The sequence below is a fragment of the Micromonospora sp. PRAS1 genome (genome assembly GCF_059553435.1).
Window position 1 is genome coordinate 25,009 of the sequence record NZ_JCANNB010000018.1, and the last position, 15,569, is coordinate 40,577.

16 protein-coding genes are annotated in these 15,569 nt (G+C 71.7%); 6 read left to right on the forward strand and 10 right to left on the reverse strand.

Annotated elements, in window-relative coordinates; translation table 11 throughout:
- The first annotated feature begins 17 nt into the window (after positions 1-17).
- The 6 genes from whiA (at position 18) to AC507J_RS18350 (ending at position 5,148) form a co-directional block, all read left to right on the forward strand.
- Complete coding sequence (gene whiA / locus AC507J_RS18325; RefSeq protein WP_341716791.1) at positions 18-998, forward strand: DNA-binding protein WhiA; 981 nt, start codon at positions 18-20, stop codon at positions 996-998.
- Between the two features lie 261 nt (positions 999-1,259).
- Positions 1,260-2,264, forward strand: a complete 1,005-nt coding sequence (gene gap / locus AC507J_RS18330; RefSeq protein ID WP_496290381.1) for a type I glyceraldehyde-3-phosphate dehydrogenase — start codon at positions 1,260-1,262, stop codon at positions 2,262-2,264.
- A 52-nt stretch (positions 2,265-2,316) separates the two neighbouring features.
- Positions 2,317-3,519: a phosphoglycerate kinase gene (locus tag AC507J_RS18335; RefSeq protein ID WP_496290382.1), complete on the forward strand. Its 1,203-nt coding sequence runs from the start codon at positions 2,317-2,319 to the stop codon at positions 3,517-3,519.
- A complete protein-coding gene (gene tpiA, locus AC507J_RS18340) occupies positions 3,519-4,310 on the forward strand; it encodes a triose-phosphate isomerase (RefSeq protein WP_496290383.1) in 792 nt (263 codons plus the stop codon). Before AC507J_RS18335 ends, tpiA begins: the two co-directional genes overlap by 1 nt.
- 95 nt (positions 4,311-4,405) lie before the next feature.
- A complete protein-coding gene (gene secG, locus AC507J_RS18345) occupies positions 4,406-4,666 on the forward strand; it encodes a preprotein translocase subunit SecG (RefSeq protein ID WP_341716787.1) in 261 nt (86 codons plus the stop codon).
- A 137-nt stretch (positions 4,667-4,803) separates the two neighbouring features.
- Positions 4,804-5,148, forward strand: coding sequence for an RNA polymerase-binding protein RbpA (locus AC507J_RS18350; protein ID WP_496290384.1), 345 nt, complete (start codon positions 4,804-4,806; stop codon positions 5,146-5,148).
- Between the two features lie 123 nt (positions 5,149-5,271).
- On the opposite strand, the gene AC507J_RS18355 is transcribed toward AC507J_RS18350, so the two are convergent.
- Genes AC507J_RS18355 through AC507J_RS18400 form a run of 10 tightly spaced genes read right to left on the reverse strand, consistent with a single transcriptional unit; the run spans position 5,272 to position 15,569 of the window.
- On the reverse strand, positions 5,272-5,946 hold the full coding sequence (locus tag AC507J_RS18355) for a B3/B4 domain-containing protein (RefSeq protein ID WP_496290385.1): 675 nt from the start codon (positions 5,944-5,946) through the stop codon (positions 5,272-5,274).
- On the reverse strand, positions 5,943-7,265 hold the full coding sequence (locus AC507J_RS18360; protein ID WP_496290386.1) for a Gfo/Idh/MocA family protein: 1,323 nt from the start codon (positions 7,263-7,265) through the stop codon (positions 5,943-5,945). The genes AC507J_RS18355 and AC507J_RS18360 overlap by 4 nt, the downstream gene beginning before the upstream one ends.
- Positions 7,262-8,380, reverse strand: a complete 1,119-nt coding sequence (locus AC507J_RS18365) for an Ldh family oxidoreductase (RefSeq protein WP_496290387.1) — start codon at positions 8,378-8,380, stop codon at positions 7,262-7,264. The genes AC507J_RS18360 and AC507J_RS18365 overlap by 4 nt, the downstream gene beginning before the upstream one ends.
- A gap of 10 nt (positions 8,381-8,390) precedes the next feature.
- The gene (locus tag AC507J_RS18370) at positions 8,391-9,677 is read right to left on the reverse strand and encodes a M20/M25/M40 family metallo-hydrolase (protein ID WP_496290388.1); all 1,287 of its coding nucleotides are present in this window, start codon (positions 9,675-9,677) and stop codon (positions 8,391-8,393) included.
- Positions 9,674-10,537, reverse strand: a complete 864-nt coding sequence (locus AC507J_RS18375) for a sugar phosphate isomerase/epimerase family protein (protein WP_496290389.1) — start codon at positions 10,535-10,537, stop codon at positions 9,674-9,676. The genes AC507J_RS18370 and AC507J_RS18375 overlap by 4 nt, the downstream gene beginning before the upstream one ends.
- On the reverse strand, positions 10,534-11,652 hold the full coding sequence (locus AC507J_RS18380) for a DegT/DnrJ/EryC1/StrS family aminotransferase (RefSeq protein WP_496290466.1): 1,119 nt from the start codon (positions 11,650-11,652) through the stop codon (positions 10,534-10,536). Before AC507J_RS18380 ends, AC507J_RS18375 begins: the two co-directional genes overlap by 4 nt.
- A 2-nt stretch (positions 11,653-11,654) precedes the next feature.
- Positions 11,655-12,812, reverse strand: a complete 1,158-nt coding sequence (locus AC507J_RS18385) for a DegT/DnrJ/EryC1/StrS family aminotransferase (RefSeq protein ID WP_496290390.1) — start codon at positions 12,810-12,812, stop codon at positions 11,655-11,657.
- Positions 12,809-13,600: a tryptophan synthase subunit alpha gene (trpA, locus tag AC507J_RS18390; protein WP_496290391.1), complete on the reverse strand. Its 792-nt coding sequence runs from the start codon at positions 13,598-13,600 to the stop codon at positions 12,809-12,811. The genes AC507J_RS18385 and trpA overlap by 4 nt, the downstream gene beginning before the upstream one ends.
- On the reverse strand, positions 13,597-14,781 hold the full coding sequence (trpB, locus tag AC507J_RS18395) for a tryptophan synthase subunit beta (protein ID WP_496290392.1): 1,185 nt from the start codon (positions 14,779-14,781) through the stop codon (positions 13,597-13,599). The genes trpA and trpB overlap by 4 nt, the downstream gene beginning before the upstream one ends.
- A complete protein-coding gene (locus AC507J_RS18400) occupies positions 14,781-15,569 on the reverse strand; it encodes an indole-3-glycerol phosphate synthase TrpC (protein WP_496290393.1) in 789 nt (262 codons plus the stop codon). Before AC507J_RS18400 ends, trpB begins: the two co-directional genes overlap by 1 nt.

Consider the following 15,569-nt stretch of genomic DNA (forward strand, 5'->3'; position numbering starts at 1 on the left):
CCGTGAGGGGACGCACAATGGCGATGACGGCTGCGGTCAAGGACGAGCTGAGTCGGGTCGACGTGCCCAAGCCCTGCTGTCGGCGGGCGGAGATGGCGGCGCTGCTGCGGTTCGCCGGTGGGCTGCACATCGTCTCCGGCCGGGTGGTGGTCGAGGCGGAGCTGGACACCGGCGCGGTGGCCCGGCGGCTGCGCCGGGAGATCGCCGAGGTGTACGGCTACCCGAGCGAGATCCACGTGCTCGCCTCCGGCGGCCTGCGCAAGGGCAGCCACTTCATCGTCCGGGTGGTCAAGGACGGTGAGGCCCTCGCCCGGCAGACCGGGCTGCTGGACGTGCGGGGTCGGCCGGTACGCGGCCTGCCGCCGCACGTGGTGGCGGCAAACGTCTGCTGCGCGGTCTCCGCCTGGCGGGGCGCGTTCATGGCGCACGGCTCGCTCACCGAGCCGGGCCGCTCCAGCGCCCTGGAGATCACCTGCCCCGGCCCGGAGTCGGCGCTCGCGCTTGTCGGCGCGGCCCGCCGGATCGGCATCACCGCAAAGAACCGCGAGGTGCGCGGGGTGGACCGGGTGGTGGTCAAGGACGGCGACGCCATCGCCGCCCTGCTCACCCGGATCGGCGCGCACGCAAGCGTGCTGGCCTGGGAGGAACGCCGGGTACGCCGGGAGGTGCGGGCCACGGCCAACCGGCTGGCGAACTTCGACGACGCGAACCTGCGCCGCTCGGCGCGGGCCGCGGTGGCCGCCGCCGCCCGGGTCACCCGGGCACTGGAGATCCTCGCCGACGACGCGCCGCAGCACCTGACCTCGGCCGGCCGGCTGCGCCTGGAGCACCGGCAGGCGTCCCTGGAGGAGTTGGGCGCGCTGGCCGACCCGCCGCTGACCAAGGACGCCATCGCCGGGCGGATCCGCCGGCTGCTGGCGCTTGCCGACAAGCGGGCGCGGGACCTGGGCATCCCGGATACCGAAGCGGCAGTCACGCCCGACATGCTCGTGGTCTGATAGGACGGTGGGTCGTCCGGGTGCGGTGAGGAACCACCCGACGCAGCGCGGGTGCGTACGCTCGGATAGGGTCGCTGCGTACGGCAAGGGGGCCGGCAGCGGCACTTCCCGCCGTACCCACCGCCTCACGGCGGTCTGGTCCCACGGACCGCGGCGGGGTGGCCGAGAAACCGTAAACGGCCGGCTCCAACGGTCGGCGCACAACACTCCGCCGCCGAGGATCTCCACGCCGGCGGACCAGAACGCGAGGAGATGGGACCTGTGACCATCCGGGTTGGCATCAACGGCTTCGGCCGAATCGGCCGTAACTTCTTCCGGGCAGTGCTGGCGTCCGGCGCTGACGTCGAGGTCGTGGCGGTCAACGACCTCACCGACAACGGCACGCTCGCCCACCTTGTCAAGTACGACAGCATCCTGGGCCGCCTCGGCCAGGAGGTCAAGGCCACCGCTGACGAGATCACCGTGGGCGGCAAGAGCATCAAGGCGTTCGCCGAGAAGGACCCGGCGGCGCTGCCCTGGGGCGACGTCGGCGCCGACGTGGTCATCGAGTCGACCGGTTTCTTCACCGACGGCAGCAAGGCCAAGGCGCACCTCGACGGCGGGGCCAAGAAGGTCATCATCTCGGCGCCAGCCAAGAACGAGGACGTCACCGTCGTGATGGGCGTCAACGAGGGCAGCTACGACCCGGCCAAGCACAACATCATCTCGAACGCCTCCTGCACCACCAACTGCCTGGCGCCGATGGCGAAGGTGCTGCACGACACGTTCGGCATCCAGCAGGGTCTGATGACCACCATCCACGCGTACACCCAGGACCAGAACCTCCAGGACGCGCCGCACAAGGACCTGCGTCGGGCCCGCGCCGCCGCGCTGAACATCGTGCCGACCTCGACCGGTGCCGCGAAGGCCATCGGCCTGGTGCTGCCGGACCTCAAGGGCAAGCTCGACGGGTACGCGCTGCGGGTGCCGATCCCCACCGGCTCGGCCACCGACCTCACCGTCACCGTCGGCCGGGAGACCACGGTGGACGAGGTCAACGCGGCGCTGAAGGCCGCTGCGGACGGCCCGCTGCGCGGCATCCTCACCTACAACGAGGACCCGATCGTCTCCGCCGACATCGTCACCGACCCGGCGTCGTGCATCTTCGACGCGCCGCTGACCAAGGTGATCGGCAACCAGGTCAAGGTCGTCGGCTGGTACGACAACGAGTGGGGCTACTCGAACCGCCTGGTGGACCTGGTCAAGCTGGTGGGTCAGTCGCTGTGAGTGCGAGGAGTGAGCTTGCGAGCCCCGCAGTCACGAACGGAGGGCTAGCTCTGTGAGCATCCGTACCCTCGACGACCTGCTCGCCGAGGGGGTGTCGGGTCGGCGCGTGCTGGTGCGCGCCGACCTGAACGTCCCGCTCGACAAGCAGACCGGTGCGATCACGGATGACGGCCGGATCCGGGCGGTGCTGCCGACGCTTGGTGCGCTGACCGAGGCCGGCGCCAAGGTGGTCGTCTGCTCGCACCTGGGCCGGCCGAAGGGCGCGCCGGATCCGCAGTTCAGCCTGGCCCCGGTCGCCGGTCGGCTCGGTGAGCTGCTCGGCGCGCCGGTGCACTTCGCCACCGACACCGTCGGGGAGTCGGCCCGGTCGACCGTGGCGGGGCTCGCCGACGGCGAGGTCGCGCTGCTGGAGAACCTCCGCTTCAACAAGGGGGAGACCAGCAAGGACGACGCCGAGCGGGGCGCCTTCGCCGACCAGCTCGCGGCGTTCGGCGACGCCTACGTCGACGACGCGTTCGGCGCCGTGCACCGCAAGCACGCAAGCGTCTACGACGTGCCGGCGCGGCTGCCGCACGTCGCCGGCCGGCTGGTGCTGCGCGAGGTCGAGGTGCTCTCCACGCTCACCGGCAACCCCGAGCGGCCGTACGTGGTGGTGCTCGGCGGTTCCAAGGTCTCCGACAAGCTGGCCGTGATCGAGGCGCTGCTGCCGACCGTCGACCGGCTGCTCATCGGCGGCGGCATGTGCTTCACCTTCCTCAAGGCGCAGGGCCACGAGGTGGGCACGTCGCTGCTGGAGAAGGACATGGTCGAGACCTGCCGCAACCTGCTGGAGCGGTCCGAAGGCAAGATCATGCTCCCGGTCGACGTGGTGGCCGCGGACGCCTTCGCCCCGGACGCCGCGCACGACGTGGTGCCCGCCGACGGCATCCCCAGCCACCGGGTCGGGCTCGACATCGGGCCGGAGACGGTGGCCGGCTTCGCCGCCGCGCTGAAGACCGGCACCCGGACCATCTTCTGGAACGGCCCGATGGGCGTGTTCGAGATGGCCGCGTTCGCCAACGGCACCCGGGGCGTCGCCGAGGCGATCGCCGGGTCCGAGGCGTTCAGCGTCGTCGGTGGCGGCGACTCGGCCGCTGCGGTGCGGGCGCTGGGGCTGGACGAGAAGTCGTTCGGCCACATCTCCACCGGCGGCGGCGCCTCCCTGGAATACCTGGAGGGCAAGACCCTCCCCGGCATCGCGGCCCTGGAGAACTGATGGCGAGCGCTCCCCGCCGGCCCCTGATGGCCGGCAACTGGAAGATGAACCTCAACCACCTCGAGGCGAACCTGCTGGTGCAGAAGCTGGCGGCCAGCCTCACCGAAAAGCAGCTGACCGCGGTGGAGACGGTGGTCCTGCCGCCCTTCACCGACCTGCGTACGGTGCAGACCGTGGTCGAGGGCGACAAGCTGCTGATCGGCTACGGGGCGCAGGACCTCTCGGCGCACGCGTCCGGCGCGTACACCGGGGAGATCTCCGGGGCGATGCTGGCGAAGCTGGGCTGCACCTACGTGGTGGTCGGGCACTCCGAGCGGCGGGAGTACCACCGCGAGGACGACGCCCTGGTGGGCGCCAAGGTGCAGGCCGCGCTCGCCAACGGGCTCACCCCGATCCTCTGCGTGGGGGAGGGGCTGGACGTCCGGGAGCAGGGCGGGCACGTCGCGCACTGCAACAACCAGCTCGACGGGGCGCTCAAGGGGCTCAGCGCCGAGCAGGTCACCAAGGTCGTCGTCGCGTACGAGCCGGTCTGGGCGATCGGCACCGGCAAGACGGCCACCCCGGACGACGCCCAGGAGGTCTGCGGCGCGGTGCGGACCCGGCTGGCCGAGACCTTCGACCAGAGCACGGCCGACCAGGTCCGGATCCTCTACGGCGGCTCGGTGAAGTCGTCAAACGTGGCCGCGATCATGAGCCAGCCGGACGTGGACGGTGCCCTGGTTGGCGGCGCCAGCCTGGACGCCGAGGAGTTCGCGAAGATCTGCCGGTTCCCGGAGCACATCTCGGCCTGATCGCTCGCTATCCTTGACTCCGCCCGTCCGCCGGTCGGTGCCGCCGTGCCCGAACTGCCCGGGCGAGGATCGTAACGAGAGGACTGACCCCCGCCATGCCGATCTGGTTCGCCTACACGTTGATCGTGTTGCTGGTCACCACGAGCGTCCTGCTCACCCTGCTGATCCTGCTGCACCGCGGCAAGGGCGGTGGGATGTCCAGCATGTTCGGCGGTGGCGTGAGTTCCAGCCTGGCTGGCTCGTCGGTCGCCGAGAAGAACCTGGACCGCTACACCGTTCTGGTGGGCATTGTCTGGTTCGCCTGTATTATCGGGCTCGGCCTCTGGCTCCGCCTCGAAGTAGGCACGGGAGTCTGAGCAGGCCCTCTGGTCGTACAATCTGCGCGCGGTTCGTCACTCGACGGGCCGCGCGCAGTTCGTTCCACCGCTGCACCGCGTCGCCCGCCGTCCATCCCCTCGACGGCGGCCCCCTCCCCACGACAGGAGTCAGCGCCGTGTCGAACGGTCATGTCATCCGGGGTGCCCGGGTCGGGTCCGCGCCCCCACGCCACCCCGAACGTCACCAGCCGGTCCCGTGCCGGTCGGTCACCTACTGGTGCCGCAACGGGCACCGCACGGACATCCGCATCCTCGCCGACGTGGCGGCCCCGCCGGTCTGGGACTGCCCCCGCTGCGGCCAGCCCGCAGGGCCGGACGCGCAGGATCCACCGGGCCGGACCCGGGCCGAGCCCTACAAGAGCCATCTCGCGTACGTGAAGGAGCGGCGTACCGACGCGGAGGGGGAGGCGATCCTCGCCGAGGCCCTCGCCGCCCTGCGTCACCGTCGCGGCACCCGCTGAGCCGGCACCTGCTGAGCCGGCACCTGCTGAGCCGGCACCTGCTGAGCCGGCACCTGCTGAGCCGGCCGCCGGGGCACGCCGGAGGCGGCGGGCGCCCACGATGGGGGAGCCCGCCGCCCGCGGTCAGCGCAGGCTGAGCAGGTCGGCGGAGTGCCGCAGCGCCTCCGCCGCCTGCTCGGGGGCGATGCCGTCCACGACGCAGGCGAGCAGGAGCACCCGACGGGTGTCCGGCCGGACCGCCTGGTGCACGCCGTCGCGGTGGGCGAAGAGCGACAGCACCCGGGCGTCGTCGGCCAGGATCAACCGATCCGGCGCCAACTCCAGCTCCTCCTGGGCACCGATCGGTTGCAGGCGCTCCCCACCCTGACTCAGGGCCAGCCGGACCGGGCCGGCGAGCCGCTCCGCGTCGAAGACCCCGAGCGCGACCATCGTCGCCACCGCTGTCACGTTCACCGCGTCCACCGTGGGGTTGATCTTCGGCCAGCTGCCGAGTGGTTTCGTCCGCAGACCGCGTTCGATGAGTGCCTGGATCGACGGCGGCTGCCGGTCCGGGTCCACGCCGATCTGCCGGGAGAAGCGTCGATAGGCGTCGACCGCGGGATGGGCGCGGATCTCGGCCTTGCCCACCCCGTGCCACGTGCCGTGCTGGTGCGCCCACTGTTCCTGCACCACCGCTGCGATGGCTGCACCGCCGCCCACCTCGGCCTCGGCACAGAGCACTCGGACGTCGGGAAAGGCCGCCGAGACCGGCGGGGTGACGTCGACCTCGACCACGGACAGGGGTGCTTGAGCGGTCATCGCAAAGCCTCCAGCAGTTGGAGCGAATCGCCGACCTGCAAGCCTAGGTCCTCGGCGGTCACGATGCGTTCGGTGTCGATGAGGATGTTGTAGTGGTTGGGCCAGTGGCACTCGTCGAACCCGGCGACCGTGCCGATCCGCTGGCCGTTGCAGACCACCACGTCGCCGCGCTGCACCACGGTCGCCACGGCGAACTCGGCGAACCCGAGGAAGCCGACGGCGTCCACCCGGTCACCGGGCCGGGTCGGCTGGTCCGTGGTGGTCACCAGTTCGTGGATCTCGCCCTGCCGGACGCACCGCGACAGCCACGGTGACATGGTCATGCCGCGCTCGTCGCGGCGGTGGAACAACAGCTTCACGAACCGGGCCACGGTCGGCTGTTTCGACGGCATCCGCAGCCGCGCTTCCTTGCGCCGGGCGACCGCGTACGCCTGCTCGACGAGTGCCACGATGTCCGGGCCGGCATCGGTGTACGCGGTACCGAGCGACACCGCGTGCCTGAAGTCGGCCATGATCGCGGCGTACTCGTGGTCGAGCGAGGTCTTGAACCCCGGGAATCCGGCAAGCATGTCGGCCGAGCGGACCGAACCGTCCTTTCCGTACACGGTGATGTCCTTGACCTCTCCCGAGGGCAGGGCCCAGTCCAGCTCGATGGTGACCCGCACCCCGTCCGCGGCGCGTAACTCGAGTTCGGCGCAGAACTCCACGCCGCGCCGGACGTCCCCGATCGTGGCGTCGAGCAGTTCCAGATCGCCGACGATCGTCCGCACCGCGTCCAGCGCGTTCGGGCCGTTGTCGATGACGCAACCGCCGCCACCCAGATCCTGGTCGAGATACCAAGCCTCCGAACCGGTGTGCTCCTCGATCCGCTCCGAGTAGCGGCACACCAGACGCTCGATGGTCGCCGGGTCGCCGACGCTGTCGCGCAACGCGGCCACGTTGCGGTTGTACCGCCTGTGGAAGGCGGTGAACAGCGTCCGGCCGGACGTGCGCGCCAACGCCACCAGCTTGCGGGCATCCGCCAGGTGCACCGTCATCGGCTTCTCGCAGCACACGTGCACACCGGCCCGCAGCGCGTCGGCGGCCACCTCGGCGTGCACCGCGTTGGGCAGGGTGAGCACGACCGCGTCGACCAGGCCCGAGGCGAGGAGTTCCCGATGGTCGGTGAAGGTCGCGACGCCGCGGGCCGGATCGGTGTGGTCCGCGAGCTTCGTCGGGTTTCGGTCGGCGACGGCGGTCAGGGTGAGCTGTTCGTCGTCCTCGATCGCCCGGAGGAAGTACGGGGCGATCACGCCGAGCCCGACGACGCCGACCCTCATTGCCGTGCCGTCCCGGCGAGCGCGGTAAGCGCAGCCGGGACCGCCACGTCGAGTTCGGCACCGAGCCGCACCAACTGGCCGGCGACGTGGTCCGGCAGCCGGATCCCCTCGGCGTGCGACAACTCGGCCCGCGCGGCTTCGGGGGCACCCGGGTACGTCACCCGCTGTCCGGGAGCGGCGGGCGACGCCGACACCGTGTCCAGCAGTGCCCGGGTCTCGGCCGGGAAATTCTCCGCGACGCCGAAGGCGGCGGGATCGATCACGATGGCCACCTGGCCGACGTTCACGTCCTCGGCCGGTTCGCTCTCGGTCAGAGCCTGCGGCCGGGGGCCGTACGCCGCACCGGCCAGCGGCCCGCACAACAGGTCGACGAGCAACGCGAGGCCGTAGCCCTTGGCGCCACCGGTCTGCGCCGAGCCGCCCAGCCAGGCCACGTCGGCGTGCCCGGCGAAGTAGGCGTCGGGGTCGGTCGTGGTCGACCCGTCGGGGGTGACCAGCCAGCCCTCGGGCACCGGCTGTCCCTCGCGCTGGGCCGCCCGGATCCTGCCGGTGGCCACGGCGGTGGCGCTCATGTCCAGGACGAAGGGTGCACCGTGCGACACCGGCACCGCCGCGCTGAGCGGGTTGGTGCCGAGCAGCCGCTTGACGCCGCCCAACGGTGGGACGACACCCTGTGCGCCGCAGTTGGACATGACGATCCCGACCAGGCCCTCGGCGGCGACCCGGCTGGTGTAGTAGCCGGCGCTGCCGAAGTGGCTGCTGTTGCGTACCGCCACCATGCCGATGCCGATTTCGCGTGCCTTGACCGCGGCCAGGTCGACGGCGGCCACCATGGTGACGGCGCCCAGGCCGTGGTCGCCGTCGATGACGGCAGTCGTCGGGGTCTCGACCACGACCTTGGGTTGCGCGTTCGGCCGGATGCTGCCGGCGCGCAACCGAGGGGCGTAGATCCCGGCCAGCGCGTTGGTGCCGTGGGTGGTGAAACCGTGGATGTCGGCGTAGCAGATCACTTCGGTAGCCGTCGTCGCCGCCGGCTCGTCGAGCCCGCACCGCAGCAACACCTGCCGGACGAAGGCGGCGAGCTGGGCGTGCTCGACCGTCACGCTGTTGGCCATGTCTCTCCCGTTACTGTGTCGGCACGTGGGCGCCGAAACGCACCACGAGGTCGCGGATCTGTCTCGCGTAGGTCGCCAGGTCGTCGACGCGTACCCGCTCGGCTGCGGTGTGCGCCCCGTTCTCGTCGAGCCGGCCCGGTCCGCACACCGCGACGTACCGGCCGGGGCCGCCGGCCCAGATGGCGTCACAGGTGAAGGCGCTGCCGTCGGCCAGGCCGTCGTGCCGGGGAAATCCCGCCGCGGCGAGCAGCTCCTCCATCGCCGGGTCGCGGTTGTCGAGCACCGGCAGGCCACGCTTGAGCCAGTCCAACCGCACCACCCGGTCCCAGTCGTCGACCAGTCGGGCGGTGAACGGGTTGCCGAGGTGCGCCTTGGCGAAGGCGTCGCGGGCCTCGTGCACCGCCCGCTGCACCTCGTGGGTGAGCGTCTCGGCACTGGCCTGGTCCCGATAGGCGATGTTGAGCAGCAGCTCGCCCTCGCCGTACACCCGGTTGTGGGCGGTTCCGGTGTGCAGGCCGGCGACGCAGAGCTTGGCGCCGAGGGCGGCGGCCCGGGGACCGACGGTGCGCACCAGGTGGTCGGCGAGGAAACCCAGCGCCACTGTGGCGTTGTGCCCGTCGCCGGGATGGTCGTCGGTGCTGCCCTCGCCGGCCACCCGGAGCCGGGGGGTCATGGCCGCCGTGCAGGCATCCAGCACCCGGCCGCCGGTGGGCTCGGCGAAGAGCATCAGCCTGCCGGTGTAGCCCTGCCGGACCAGCCATCGGGTGCCGAACACACCCATCGCGCCGCCCTCCTCACCCGGCACGCTTGTCAGCACCACCTCGATGCGTCGGGCCAGCCAGGGGTGCTCCGCGAAGGCGGCGGCGACGCCCACCGCGGCGGCCACCCCGGGCCCCTTGTCGTCGACGGCGCCCCGGCCGTGCAGGGTGTCGCCGTCGAGGCGCGGCTCGATGTGCGGGCCGACGGTGTCGACGTGGAAGTTGATGACCAGGCGTCGCTCCGGTGGCGCCGGGTCTCCCATGGCCACCACCAGGGAGGGTTGGGCGTCGAGGAAGGACTGCGGGTCGGCGTCCAGCGCCCGCCGTACCTGCATCGGGAGGTCGCCGGAGGTCAGCTCAGTCACCGGCGGGCTGTCGTAGCGGCGCAGCTGGAAGCCCCGCTGGCGCGTACCGGCGAGGAACACCTCCTGCGCCGCCCGGGTGGCGGCGGGCCGCCCGCCCTCCAACGGCGACACCGAGTCCACCGCCATGAACTCCAGCAACCAGTCCAGGTCGGCCCCGGTCCAGCAGGGCGTCACGGCCGCGCCGCCGCTTCGACGATCGGGCGGAGCCGCGTCGCGTAGCTCCGGTAGCTCTGCGCCAACCGCTCCGGGTCACCCGAGACCCGAAGGTGCGGGATGTGCGCCACGTGCGGCTCCAGGCTGTACCAACCCCGGTAATCGGCCGCCTCCAGCGTGCGGATGCAGGCGGCCAGGTCCAGTTCACCGGCGTCGGGCAGGGTGAACCGGGCCTGCCCGTCCGGGTCGCGCCGGCCGTTCTTGACGTGTACGTGCTCGACCCAGGGCAGCACCTGCCCGAGGAACTCCTCGGCCCGGTAGCCGTACGCCAGGCCGTTGCCCACGTCGAAGATCAGCCTGAGGTGCGGGCTGTCGACGTGTTCGAGCATCCGCAGCGTGTTGGCGGCGGAGGCGCCCGCCCACCCCTGGCAGTTCTCGTGCAGCAGCACGACGTCGAGCCGGCGCGCCTCGTCGGCCAGCAGCCGCATGCGCCGCAGCGACTCGGCGGCCCACGCCTCGCCCGGCCGGCCGTCGTTGGGATACGACATCACCCGCAGCCACCGGCAGTTCAGCGCGTGCGCGACGGCTGCGGTGCGGTTCAGCACCGACAGTTCGGCGTCGAGATCGGTGGCGACGGTTGTGGACCAGTTGCCGATCGGCGTGTCCAGCACCGGTACCCGCAGGCCGGAGGCCGCGACCTGCCGGCGCAGGTCGTCGACCTCGTCGGTGGTGAGTTCGTGCAGACCGCGACCGTCGAGGGTGCGCAACTCCACGCCGGACATGCCCAGGTCGCGGTGTATGTCGAGCTGCCCGGCGAGGTCCGGTGCCGCCTCGTCACCGATCCCGCAGACCCGGCTGGCCCAGGCGCCCACCGCCGTCACACGCCCTGCCGGTAGAAGCGGGCGATCTCCTCGACGACCCGCTCCACGGTGCCGTCGGGCAGCTCCGGATGCAGCGGGAGCGCCAGGCACTCGCGGGACAGGCGCTCGGCGACCGGAAAGTCGCCCGGCCCGTGGCCGAGCTGGCGGAACGCGGGTTGCAGGTGCAGCGGCCGGGGATAGTAGACCTTCGTCTCGATGCCCCGCCCGGCCAGGTGGGCGCGGAGGCCGTCCCGATGAGGTGCGCGTACCACGTAGGTGTAGACCGCCTGCTCGGCGAGGTCCCCGGGCGGCGTCAGCACGGCCGGGGCGGCCTCGCGCAGCAACTCGCCGTACTGTCGGGCCAGCCGGCGGCGGTCGGCGAGGAACTGGTCGAGGTGGGGCAGCCGGCGGAGCAGGAACCGCGCGGTCACCTCGTCCATCCGGCTGTTGAAGCCGACCAGGTGGTGCAGGAAGCGGACGTTCAGGTCCTGACCGTGGTTGCGCAGCATCCGGCAGGTGGTGGCCAGGTCCGGATCGTCCGTGACGATCATGCCGGCGTCTCCGATGCCGCCCACCGGTTTGCCGGGAAAGAACGAGTACACCCCGGCGTCGCCGTAGCGGCCGGCGGGCCGGCCCGCGACCCGGCCACCGAGCGCCACGGCGCTGTCCTCGATCAGGCGCATCGAATGGCGGTCGGCCAGCGCCCGCAGCGCCGGCATGTCGGGACTGCTCGCGAAGAGGTACGCCGGCAGGATCGCGCGGGTCGAGGGGGTCCGGACCGCCTCGACGCCCGCCACGGTAAGCATCGCCGTGTCGTAGTCGACGTCGGCGAAGACCGGACGGGCACCGCGCAGGGCCACCGTGCTGGCCGAGGAGATGAACGAGAACGCGGGTGTCACCACGTCGTCGCCGGGCCCGATCTCCATGGCCGTGAGGATCACGGTCAACGCGCCGGTGCCGCTGGCGACGGCGATCGCCTCGGCGGCGCCGGTGCGCTGCGCCACCGCCGCTTCCAGGGCCGCGACCTGGGACTTGAGGATGAACTCATCCGACTCGGCGACGGCCCGGACCGCTGCCAGGACGTCCTCCTCCCACCCGGCGTACCGGGTGGCGTAGTCGAAGTAGGGGACTGCCATGGTCACGGTCGCTCCCGGTAGAACTCGTGGATCAGATCGCAGACCCGGTCGACCTGCTCGTCGGTCAGGTCGGGAAACATCGGCAGGCCGACCGCCCGCTGGCTGGCCGCCTTCGCGACCGGCACGGGCTGATCCACCCCGGCCCGGGTGGCCAGGCAGGGCTGCTCGGTGAGCGGCCGGGGGTAGTAGACCTCGGTGCCCACCCCGTGCGAGGTCAGGTACGCGACCAGCTCGTCACGCCGTTCGCACTCGATCAGGTAGACGTAGTAGACGAGGTTGCTCTGCCGGCGGGCGGGGGCGAGCCACGGCGTACGGACCCGCGGCGCGAGGTCGGCCAGCCGCTTGTCGTACCGGGCCGCCAGCTCGGCCCGGCGGGCGATCTCCGCGTCCAGCGTCTCCAGTCGCCACAGCAGGAAGGCGGACTGCACCTCGTCGCAGCGGCTGTTGTAGCCGAGTTCGAGGTACTCGTAGGATCCGTCGCTCGGCTGGCCGTGGCAGCGCAACCGGCGCGCCGTCCGGGCGAGTTCCTCGTCGTTGGTGAGCAGCATGCCCGCGTCGCCCAGGGCGCCGAGCGTCTTGGTGGGGAAGAACGAGAGCACGCCGGCCCGGCCCCAGCGGCCGGCGTGCCGGCCGTCGATGTGCATTCCGATGCCCTCGGCGCTGTCCTCAAGCAGTTGCAGGCCGTGCTCCCTGGCCACCTCGCCCAGCGCCACCATGTCCGCCATCTGGCTGAACAGGTGCACCGGCATGATGGCCCGGGTCCGGTCCGTGACGGCGGCGCGGACCCGCTCGGGGTCCAGCGCGTAGGAGCCGGGCAGGATGTCGACAAGCACCGGCCTGGCGCCGACGTGCAGCACGGAGGAGGCGCTGGCGAAGAAGGTGTACGCGGGCACGATCACCTCGTCGCCGGGTCCGATGCCGGCCGCCCGCAGCATGATGATCAGTGCGTCCGTGCCGTTGTTCACCGCCACCGCGTGCTGTGCGCCGGTACGCGCCGAGATCGCCCGTTCCAGTTCGCCGCCGACCGGCCCGAAGGTGAAGCGTCCCGAGCCGGTGACCGTACGCAGCCGGGCGGCGAGCCCGGCCCAGTCCCGCCGGACCGATGCCGCGCCGCTGTAGAACGGCACTCCGGTCGCGGTCGCCGTCGCCGGAGCACTCATCGGCAGGCCTCCTTCAACTCACTGATCAGGGCCGTGGCCGCCGTGATCCGCTGCTGCGGGGTGTCGGCCGCGGCGATCCGCTGGAGCAGCGCGCTGCCGACGATGACGCCGTCGACCTTGCCCCTGAGGGCGGCGACGTGCTCCGGTCGCGAGATGCCGAAACCGACCGCGACGGGCGTGGTCGCCACGGCCCGGACCCGGGCGAGGTAGGCGTCGAGCCCGTCGGCGAGCCGGTCCCGGACGCCTGTCACCCCGTTGTCGGCGAGGCAGTACAGGAATCCGCGGCAGTGTTCGGCCGTGCGGCGTAGCCGCTCGGGACTGCTGCCTGGGGCGGCGAAGAAGACCTGACCCAACTGCTGCCGTTCCGCCTCCACCAGCCAGTCGCTGCTCTCGGTGGCGGGCAGGTCCGGGACGATGAAGCCGTCGGCACCGGCCGATGCGGCGTCGGCGAAGAGCTTCGGCAGCCCGTACCGGAGGAAGGGGTTGCAGTAACCCATCAGCATGATCGGCACGTCGTTGCCGGTGGCCCGCACCTTTGCGACGAGGTCGAGCGTCGTGGCCACCGTCGCGCCGGCGCGCAGCGCCTGCTGGGTGGTGGCCTGGATGACCGGACCGTCGCCGAGCGGGTCGGAGAAGGGCGCACCGAACTCGATGATGTCCGCGCCGGCCGCGCAGACCGCCTCGACCAGATCGACGGTCTCGTCGAGGCTCGGGTAGCCGGCGGTCAGGTAGGCCACAAGCGTGGTCTCCTGCTGGCTGTCCGCGAACGCGCGTTCGAGTCGCCTCATCGGTCCGCCTTCCGTCCACGTAGCGCGGCCAGCGCGCTGACCAGGTCCTTGTCGCCGCGTCCGGAGAGGTTCACCAGGATGTTGCTGCCCGGCGGCAACTCCTCGGTCAGTTCGAGCCCGCCCGCCACCGCGTGTGCGGACTCCAGGGCGGGGATGATCCCCTCCGCGCGGCTGAGCAGCGCGAAAGCGGCGAGTGCCTGATCGTCGCTGGCGGTCCGGTACTCGACCCGGCCGGTGTCCTTGAAGTAGCTGTGCTCCGGCCCGACGCCGGGATAGTCCAGGCCCGGCGCCACGCTGTGGGTCAGCAGGATCTGTCCGTCGTCGTCCTGGAGGAGGTAGGTGCGGGTACCTTGCAGGACGCCGGGCTCGCCGTAGAGCAGCGGCGCGGCGTGCCGGCCGTGCGGGCCCAACCCCTCGCCGGCCGCCTGTACGCCGACCAGGCGTACCGGGTCGTCGAGGAAGGCGCTGAACATCCCGACCGAGTTGCTGCCGCCGCCGACGCAGGCCACGACGGCGTCAGGCAGTGCGCCGGTGGCGTCCTGGAACTGCTGCCGCGCCTCCCGACCGATTACGGACTGGAAGCCGCGCACGATGGTGGGGAAGGGGTGCGGCCCGACCACCGAGCCGAGCAGGTAGTGGGTGGAGTCAGGGTGGGCGATCCAGTCGCGGATCGCCTCGTTTATGGCGTCCTTGAGGGTGGCCGTGCCGTTGTCGACCAGCCGCACCTCGGCCCCGAGCAGCTCCATCCGCTGTACGTTCGGTGCCTGCCGTTCGGCGTCCACACGTCCCATGTAGATGGTCGCGTCGAGTTGGAGATGGGCGCAGGCCGCCGCGACGGCGACACCGTGTTGTCCCGCGCCGGTCTCGGCGATGATGCGTCGCTTGCCGATGCGCCGGGCCAGCAGCGCCTGCCCGACCGCATTGTTGATCTTGTGGGCGCCGGTGTGGGTCAGGTCCTCCCGCTTGAGCCAGAGCGTGCAGCCGTTGGCCTCGACCGCCAACCGGCGCAGCCTGGTCAGCGGGGTGGGCCGGCCGACGAACCCGGTCAACAGCGCGTCGAGTTCGCCGAGGAACTCGTCACTGGCCTGCGCCTTCTGGTACGCCGCCTCCAGCTCCTCCAGCGGAGCCACCAACGTCTCCGCCACGAACTGGCCACCGTACCCGCCGAACCATCCGCTCATCACACGGCCTGCGCAATCGGCACACCGCACAGCGAACGGAGCTTATCCGCCGGGTCGCCGCTGGTCAGCAGGCTCTCGCCGATCAGAGCGGCGGAGAAACCCTGCGCCGCGATGCGGGCGATGTCGGCTGTCGTGTTCAGCCCGCTCTCGCTCACCGTCAGCACCGAGGGCGGGATCAGCCGGTGCAGCCGCATCGAGTTGTCCAGGTCGACCTCGAAGGTGCGCAGGTCGCGGTTGTTGACGCCGATGATCCGGGCACCGGCCCGGACGGCCCGCTCCACCTCCTCCTCGGTGAACGTCTCGACAAGCGCGTCGAGTCCGAGTTCACCGGCGGCCGCGAGGAGCTCCGCGAGCAGGGCGTCGTCGACCGCACGGACGATTACCAGTACGGCGTCCGCACCGCAGTCGTACGCGAGCTGCACCTGGCGTACGTCGACCAGGAAGTCCTTGAACAGCACCGGAACGGTGACTGCGGCGTCGTCGGCGACCTCGGCGACCAGGTCGGGCGAGCCGCCGAAGTAGGGGGTGTCGGCCAGGACCGAGACCGCGGCAGCTCCCGCGGCGGCGTACGTGCGCGCCATTGGCACCGCCTCGGTGCGCGGCAGCAGGTCACCCTTTGACGGCGACTTCGGTTTGACCTCGGCGATGATGCCCACCTCGCTGCCGCTCAGGGCGGCGGCGAAAGCGCCCGGACGGGTCGGCGCGACGCGCCCACCGGTCCGCGACACCGGCGGGCGCGCAGCTGACCAGGCCGACCGCTTCGCCGCGACTATCTCGTCGAGATGCAT